The 7,044-nt window shown below is 52.2% G+C and carries 5 protein-coding genes; 3 read left to right on the top strand and 2 right to left on the bottom strand.

The genetic code is table 11. The features are described from left to right. Positions 1–34 precede the first annotated feature (34 nt). Positions 35–1,873 (bottom strand): autotransporter assembly complex protein TamA, encoded by a 1,839-nt coding sequence (locus tag HMPREF3050_RS02305; RefSeq protein ID WP_070773318.1) that lies wholly within the window; start codon positions 1,871–1,873, stop codon positions 35–37. A gap of 299 nt (positions 1,874–2,172) precedes the next feature. On the opposite strand from HMPREF3050_RS02305, the gene sstT reads away from it, so the two are divergent. Continuing rightward, positions 2,173–3,396, top strand: a complete 1,224-nt coding sequence (gene sstT, locus HMPREF3050_RS02300; protein ID WP_070773302.1) for a serine/threonine transporter SstT — start codon at positions 2,173–2,175, stop codon at positions 3,394–3,396. Between the two features lie 200 nt (positions 3,397–3,596). On the opposite strand, the gene HMPREF3050_RS02295 is transcribed toward sstT, so the two are convergent. Next, the gene (locus HMPREF3050_RS02295; protein WP_070773301.1) at positions 3,597–4,331 is read right to left on the bottom strand and encodes an SH3 domain-containing protein; all 735 of its coding nucleotides are present in this window, start codon (positions 4,329–4,331) and stop codon (positions 3,597–3,599) included. Positions 4,332–4,730: 399 nt separating this feature from the next. Here HMPREF3050_RS02295 and HMPREF3050_RS02290 point away from each other — a divergent pair, with 399 nt between their 5' ends. Continuing rightward, positions 4,731–5,324, top strand: coding sequence for a YdcF family protein (locus HMPREF3050_RS02290; protein WP_070773300.1), 594 nt, complete (start codon positions 4,731–4,733; stop codon positions 5,322–5,324). Positions 5,325–5,424: 100 nt separating this feature from the next. Beyond that, positions 5,425–6,795 carry an adenylosuccinate lyase gene (purB, locus tag HMPREF3050_RS02285; RefSeq protein WP_070773299.1) on the top strand — a complete coding sequence of 457 codons (1,371 nt, stop codon included), beginning with the start codon at positions 5,425–5,427 and terminating at the stop codon, positions 6,793–6,795. Positions 6,796–7,044: the final 249 nt, after the last annotated feature.

Below are 7,044 nucleotides of genomic sequence, written 5' to 3'. Positions count from 1 at the left end.
GTTTAAAGTTAATCCACTATATTTTCAGACGACCTTAAAACCTTGTACCCAAACTGATGTGCCAACGGAGTTTTTTGTCTTGGTGTCCGTAGGCGACGTCGAAGGAGAACGGGGCGACGGGGCTGAACCAGCGTACGCCGACACCGGTACCGTGTTGCATACTCATGTTTTTGAAATTGCTGGTAACGTCGCCGACATCGTGGAAGATGGCGCCGGATACGCTTTTGGTAATCGGGAATTGGTATTCGAGGCTGCCGACCAGTAACGCCCTATCGGGAAGGACGGAATTTTTCGGACCTTCCAAGCCGATGCTGTCGAGTTCGTAACCGCGGATAGAGGATGCGCCGCCGGTACGGAACATGAGGCTGGAAGGTACGTCTTCGCCTTCGCGGGCGTAAACGTAGCCTGCTTGTCCGCGCACGATGAAGGTACCGAGTTTTTTGTTTTCAGGCGTGTAGAAATAGCCTGCGCGGGCAGTGGCGCGTGCCATAGCAGTGGAAGAAAGGAGCTTACCCAGCGTTACGCCGACTTTGCCGTCGAGGTAGTAGCCGTTTTCGGGACGCAGCTCGGTTTCGATGTTTTGGCGTTTCCACGAGGCGGTCAGCATGGTGGCGTGGCTGCGGCCGAGGTCGTAATTGGTATCGGGCACTTTTCGGTCTTCGGTAATGAATTCGATACCGAGGCGCGATTCGATGCCGTTGCGGTCGCGCACGCGCCAAATACCGCTGGTCAGGGCGCGTTTTTCAAGGTTTTGGGTGGTCGAGCGGTTGTAGGATGTGTTGGTTGTCCAATATTTACCTTCGCTGTTGCGCGGCTGGCTGATACCGGCGGCGAGGGTGGTTTCGTATTTGTCCATGTCCCAAACGACGGAGCCGATGTAGCCTTTGTTGAAGAGGTTGTAGTAGTCGTAACCGATGCGTCCGCCGAGGCCGTATTCGGAATCGTAGCGGATACCGGTTTCGAGTTTGTGGCGTTTGACTTCGGTAACGTTGACTTTGACGGGCACGCGGTCGCCTTGGAGCCGGTCGAAGTCGGCTTGAACGGATGCGCCGGAGTAATGTCCGTTTTGTTCGAGCGCTTGTTGGAAGTCAAGCAAGAGGTCGAGATCGTAGGGTGCGCCGGGTTTGAAGCGTGCCAGACCGGCAACGACGTTTTCGGGATAACGGCGGGTACCGGTGATTTCAAAGTCGCCGAAATAAATGGGACGGTTGCTTTCGACGATCACGTTCAGATCGGCGGTATTGTTGTTGGGATTGACGGTGGCTTGGGTGTTGCTGAGTTTGGCAAGCGGGTATTTTTTACGGGTTACTGCGCTGAGGACGGAGGTTTTGCTGCCGCTCCAGCCGTCTTGGTCAAAGTATTCGCCAACGGGCTGCTGCCAGTTGAGCATGGCTTTTTGGTAATACTCGGCAAGGTTGTCGTCTGAAAGGATGTCGCCGAGGATGGCGACGCTGACGTTGTCGATTTTGGTGCGCGGGCCGGGATTGACGGTGACGGTGTAGCTCGAACCGTTGTCTTGGACGTTGACGCTGCCGTTGAAATAGCCTTTGGTTTTGAGCATGGTTTTGACGTTGTCGGGCGTTTCTTCGGCGAGGAAGCCGACCTGCTCTTTGTCCAATTCTTCGTCCTGCTGCTGGGTAATCAGCGGCAGGTATTCTTCGAGCATGGATTTGACTTCGCTGTTTTTGGTTTCGATTTTGACGGGAAACTTGGGCGTCAGTTTGCCTGCTTTGGCAGCCTGCTCGGATTGCCCGCCCTGCTTGAAGCCGGGAATCGGTTCGTAGTCTTCGGCACGCGGCAGGTCTGCTGCGGCTGCGTGTCCGTAGGCAAGGGCGAGTGAGGCAATCAGGATGGGCGAAGTCAGTCTGGTCATGGCAAAAAAATGTTTCAACGGCAGAAGGGTTCTAAATTCTACCATTATTTTCAATCGGGTTTAAAACCCGCCCGAGACGGAGGGGTCGTCTGAAAAGGCGGATGCACCTGTCTCTGTGCGACAGAAGCAAAACACATTAACTCCCTCCAATCCGAAAAATACAGCACAAACTGCCCAATTCTCTAAAAAATCAAGCATTTTTCGCCACAACAATCGATTTGATATGTAAACCTGCGCAATAATTGATATTTTCTTTTAAAATGCAACGTTTCTTAACACATAAAGTAAGAGGACGTATCATGGCAAGTGGTAATCCACTGCTGAACGCAGTCAACCGTATCGGACTTGTCCCGCAAATCATCATCGGTTTGATGTTGGGCGTCTTGGTCGGCTCCATTTCCCCGAAAGCAGGTTTGGGCGCAGGGCTGCTCGGCGAATTGTTCGTCGGCGCATTGAAAGCCGTCGCCCCCGTATTGGTGTTCGTCTTAGTGACCGCCGCGCTGGTGCAATACCGCAAAGGCGGCGAAGCCAAAATCAAACCCATCATTATTCTGTATCTCGTCGGCACATTTGCCGCCGCCGCAGTCGCCGTTGCCGCCAGTATGGCATTCCCGACCGCGCTGGTGTTTAAAGACGTAGCCACCTCCACCCTCGCACCGCCCTCCGGCATCATCCAAGTCCTCAAAGAGCTTTTGATGAAGCTCGTGTCCAACCCGATTAACGCCATCGCACAAGCCAACTACATCGGCATTCTCGCATGGGCGTTGGTTTTAGGCTCCGCATTGCGCCACCACGGCTCCGACACCACCCGCCAAGTCGTCTCCGACCTCTCCGAAGCCGTTACCACCGTCGTGCAATGGGTTATCCGTTTCGCCCCCTTGGGTATTTTCGGACTGGTCTCCCAAACCGTTGCCGAAACCGGCTTTTCCGCCTTCCTCAGCTACGGACGCCTGCTGGCCGTCCTGCTCGGCAGCATGGTGTTTATCGCCCTCGTCGTGAACCCGCTCATCGTCTGGTCGCAAACCCGCAAAAACCCCTACGGACTGGTCTTCACCTGCCTGCGCGAAAGCGGACTCTACGCCTTCTTCACCCGCTCCTCCGCCGCCAACATCCCCGTCAACATGGCATTGGCGAAAAAACTCGGCTTGCATGAAGACACCTACTCCGTCTCCATCCCGCTGGGCGCAACCATCAACATGGCAGGTGCAGCGATTACCATCACCGTCTTAGCCATGGCAGCCGCCCACACCAAAGGCATCGTCGTCGATTACCCCACCGCCCTGCTCCTGAGCCTCGTCGCCACCGTCGGCGCATGCGGCGCATCCGGCGTTGCCGGCGGCTCGCTGCTGCTGATCCCCGTCGCCTGCAGCCTCTTGGGCATCGACAACGACTTCGCCATGCGCGTCGTCGGCGTCGGCATGATTATCGGCGTTATCCAAGACTCCGCCGAAACCGCCCTCAACTCCTCCACCGACGTACTCTTTACCGCCGCCGCCGACTTAGGCAGCCGCCGCAAAGACTGAAGATTCGGTTGTTTTGTAAAACGTCAAAAAGGTCGTCTGAAATTTCAGACGACCTTTTTTCTATTTTACAGTCGGAATTGGATAGATTATTGAATGGACTCCATCCTAAAATAATTCAGAACAGCCCCAAATATTCTTTCACTTTCCCATCATTTCTATTCTAGTTGATACAGAACGTCACCAATAAAATCTATCCGATATTAATATGCATAAGCACCATCTCGTACATGACCTTTTTGCAGGTAGGCATTAGATACATAACCAGTCAGCCCGCCAACTTGAACTTTAACCCAGCAGCCACCGTTGGCATTGGTACAGGCGTTGGTTTCAGCCACCACTTGAAGTTGCTGACCGTCTTTCAATTGGGTAACAGAAACTGCTGAAATAGACGGTCCTCCTCTGAGATTTAACGAACCACTACCAGATTCCGAAATCACAAAAGCAGGGTAACGAACGAGTTTTTCGGTAACTTTGGACGCTTGTTGTGAAGCAGCCGGTTTTGCAGTAGCTTTTGGGGATTCTTCTTGTCTAATTCTAGGTTCTTCTTGTTTTATTCTGGCCTCTTCTTTTTGCTTAGGTTCCTCTTCTAAAGCTTGTTTCTTTTTAGCTTCTTCGCGTTTACGTTCCTCAGCAGCCTGTTTTTTCTTTGCTTCTTCCTGTTTTTTCTCTTCTTCCAGCATTTGCTTCATCTGTAAGTCTTCTTGGGCATCTTGGTAGGCTTTTTGATAGAGTTCGTCTTCTCTTTGCTGTTGCTCAATTTGTTTCCGGTGTTCTTGTTCTTGATTTTCGCGTTCGACTTGTTGTTTTTGTTGCTGCGCCAATTGTTCTTTCAATGCAGCTAACTCTTTTTGGGTTTCACTTTCTCCACCATTACAGGCAGCAAGCAGAGACAGAGATAAAAAACCTACGGAAATAACTGATAAAGCTTTTTTCATGTTTACTCTCTAATAGTTGAACGAAGAGAAAAAGTCTTCAAAATTGGAGATAGCCTACATATCATTCAAGATGATGATGGCGTTGATATTATATTGCCGACTTTATGCAACTTTTACAAAAATCTGTTTTTGATAATATATTTTCCTTATACGCCATGTCAATACTGATTATCATATTCCTAGGCTATGCATTAATGTTATTCCCAATTTAAATAATATCCGATGACGAAAAGCCATAAAAATATTTGTCGACAACAAAATTCGTACTTGGACGGATAGAAACAATCGGTTACTAAAAAATATAGCTGAACGGCTGTATGAATTTCGTAAAATCTTAAGAACAAGCGGAACCTGCCCGTACAGCCGCGTTCCAATTATTTTCATCATTTTAGGATTCGGATGTTCAAAAAAGCCCTTGTTTTTATATTGATTTTGTTCTTTACCGCCGCGCTTTTGCCGCTGTGGATTATGTGGCGCGATTTTCAGGTGTCGCGGTTGGATGCGGATACGGTGCGTCCGGCGGATGCTGCGGTCGTGCTTTCGACCCGTTCTTATGAAGGGGGTCGTCTGAATCCTTGTTTGGTGGCGCGCGTTGAAGCGGCTGTCGAGCTGTATCGTGCCGGCAAGGTGAAGAAGCTGGTGATGTCGGGCGGACTCAGCCGCGATTTTCAATCTGCTTCGGGCAATATGCAGGCGATTGCGGAGAAGATGGGGGTGCCGAAGGCGGATATTATCCAAGAGCGGCGGGCGGAAAATACGTTTGAGAACATTGTGTTCAGCCGCGATTTTATTGAAAACAGCCCGCGCGTCGTCATTGTCAGCGCCGGTTTTCATTTGGCGCGGGCGAGGATGATGGCGGACAGGCAGTGGCAGGGACACGATATTCAGGTGTATGCCGCGCCGTTTTGTTCCGAGCCTTACGGCGGCTATGGTTACACGGTATTGCGCGAGTCGGCGGCGTTTGTCAAAAACGCTTTGAAGGGAAGGTTGTAGTTTCAGACGACCCGAAGTTGCCGGGTCAAATCATGTATAATTGCAAACAATTTGACTGTTTGATTTAACCGTTTGACCGACCTACCGACAGGACTCCGACATGATCAACCCTATCGCTGCACTTTCCCCCCTAGACGGCCGCTACGCCCAATCCGTTGAAGCATTGCGTCCGATTTTCTCCGAATACGGCCTGATGAGGGCGCGCGTCAAAGTCGAATTGAGCTGGCTCAAAGCCCTCGCCGCCGAACCGAAAATCACCGAAATTCCCGCCTTCAGCGATTTCACGCTTGCCGAAATCGACAAAGTCATCGAAAATTTTTCATTGGAAGACGCAGCCGCCGTCAAAGCCATCGAAGCGACCACCAATCATGATGTCAAAGCCATCGAATACTGGCTTAAAGAACGCTTCGCCGGCGTACCCGAAGTCGCCGCCGCCAGCGAGTTCATCCACTTCGCCTGCACCAGCGAAGACATCAACAACCTGTCCCATGCCCTGATGCTGCAAGAAGCGCGCGAAACCGTCATCCTGCCGAAACTTGCCGAGATCATCGAAAAACTCACCGGCATGGCGCACGACCTTGCCGCCGTCCCCATGATGAGCCGCACCCACGGTCAGCCCGCCACGCCGACCACCTTGGGCAAAGAAACCGCCAACATCGTGTACCGCCTGCAACGCCAGTTCAAAAACCTTCAGGCGCAAGAATTCCTCGGCAAAATCAACGGCGCGGTCGGCAACTACAACGCCCACATGGTCGCCTATCCCGACATTGACTGGGAAACCCACTGCCGCAACTTCGTCGAAATCAGCCTCGGCCTGACCTTCAACCCCTACACCATCCAAATCGAACCGCACGACTACATGGCTGAATTCTTCCAAACCCTCAGCCGCATCAACACCATCCTGATCGACTTCAACCGCGACGTTTGGGGTTATATTTCATTGGGTTACTTCAAACAAAAAGTCAAAGCGGGCGAAGTCGGCTCATCGACCATGCCGCACAAAGTCAACCCCATCGACTTTGAAAACTCCGAAGGCAACCTCGGCATGGCCAACGCCGTATTGGGCTTCTTATCCGAAAAACTGCCCGTCTCCCGCTGGCAGCGCGACCTGACCGACAGCACCGTCCTACGCAACATGGGCGTAGGCGTAGGCTATGCCGTGTTGGGTTTCGCCGCCCACCTGCGCGGCCTGAACAAGCTCGAACCTAATCCCGCCGCGCTGGCCGCCGATTTGGATGCCACTTGGGAGCTGCTCGCCGAGCCGATTCAAACCGTTATGCGCCGCCACGGTGTCGCCAATCCTTACGAAAAACTGAAAGACCTGACGCGCGGCAAAGGCGGCATCACGCCCGAAGTGCTGAAAGTCTTCATCGAATCGCTGGAAATCCCCGCCGAAGCCAAATCCCAACTACTCGCCCTGACCCCTGCGCTGTACATCGGCAAAGCGGAAGAATTGGCGAAACGGATTTGATGCAGACTTGATGATTTGAGATTGAATCGAAACAAAAGGTCGTCTGAAAACCAAAACTGATGGTTTTCAGACGACCTTTCGTCATATTAAGAGTAGCGTGGGCTTTGCCCACGACTTTCAACCCAGACATCAGAATCCAATCATTTCTATTCATTCGTGGGTAAAACCCACGCTATGGGCTTAGTTTTTGATACGGAACCCGCCACCAGCCGTCCTTCCCGCCCCCGCCTACGCGAGGACAGGCTACGG

The sequence above is a fragment of the Neisseria sp. HMSC065D04 genome, assembly GCF_001815675.1.
In the GTDB taxonomy this organism is placed as follows: domain Bacteria; phylum Pseudomonadota; class Gammaproteobacteria; order Burkholderiales; family Neisseriaceae; genus Neisseria.
The sequence above is the reverse complement of the archived record's forward strand: the minus strand, read 5'-3'. Positions and strand labels throughout refer to the sequence as shown.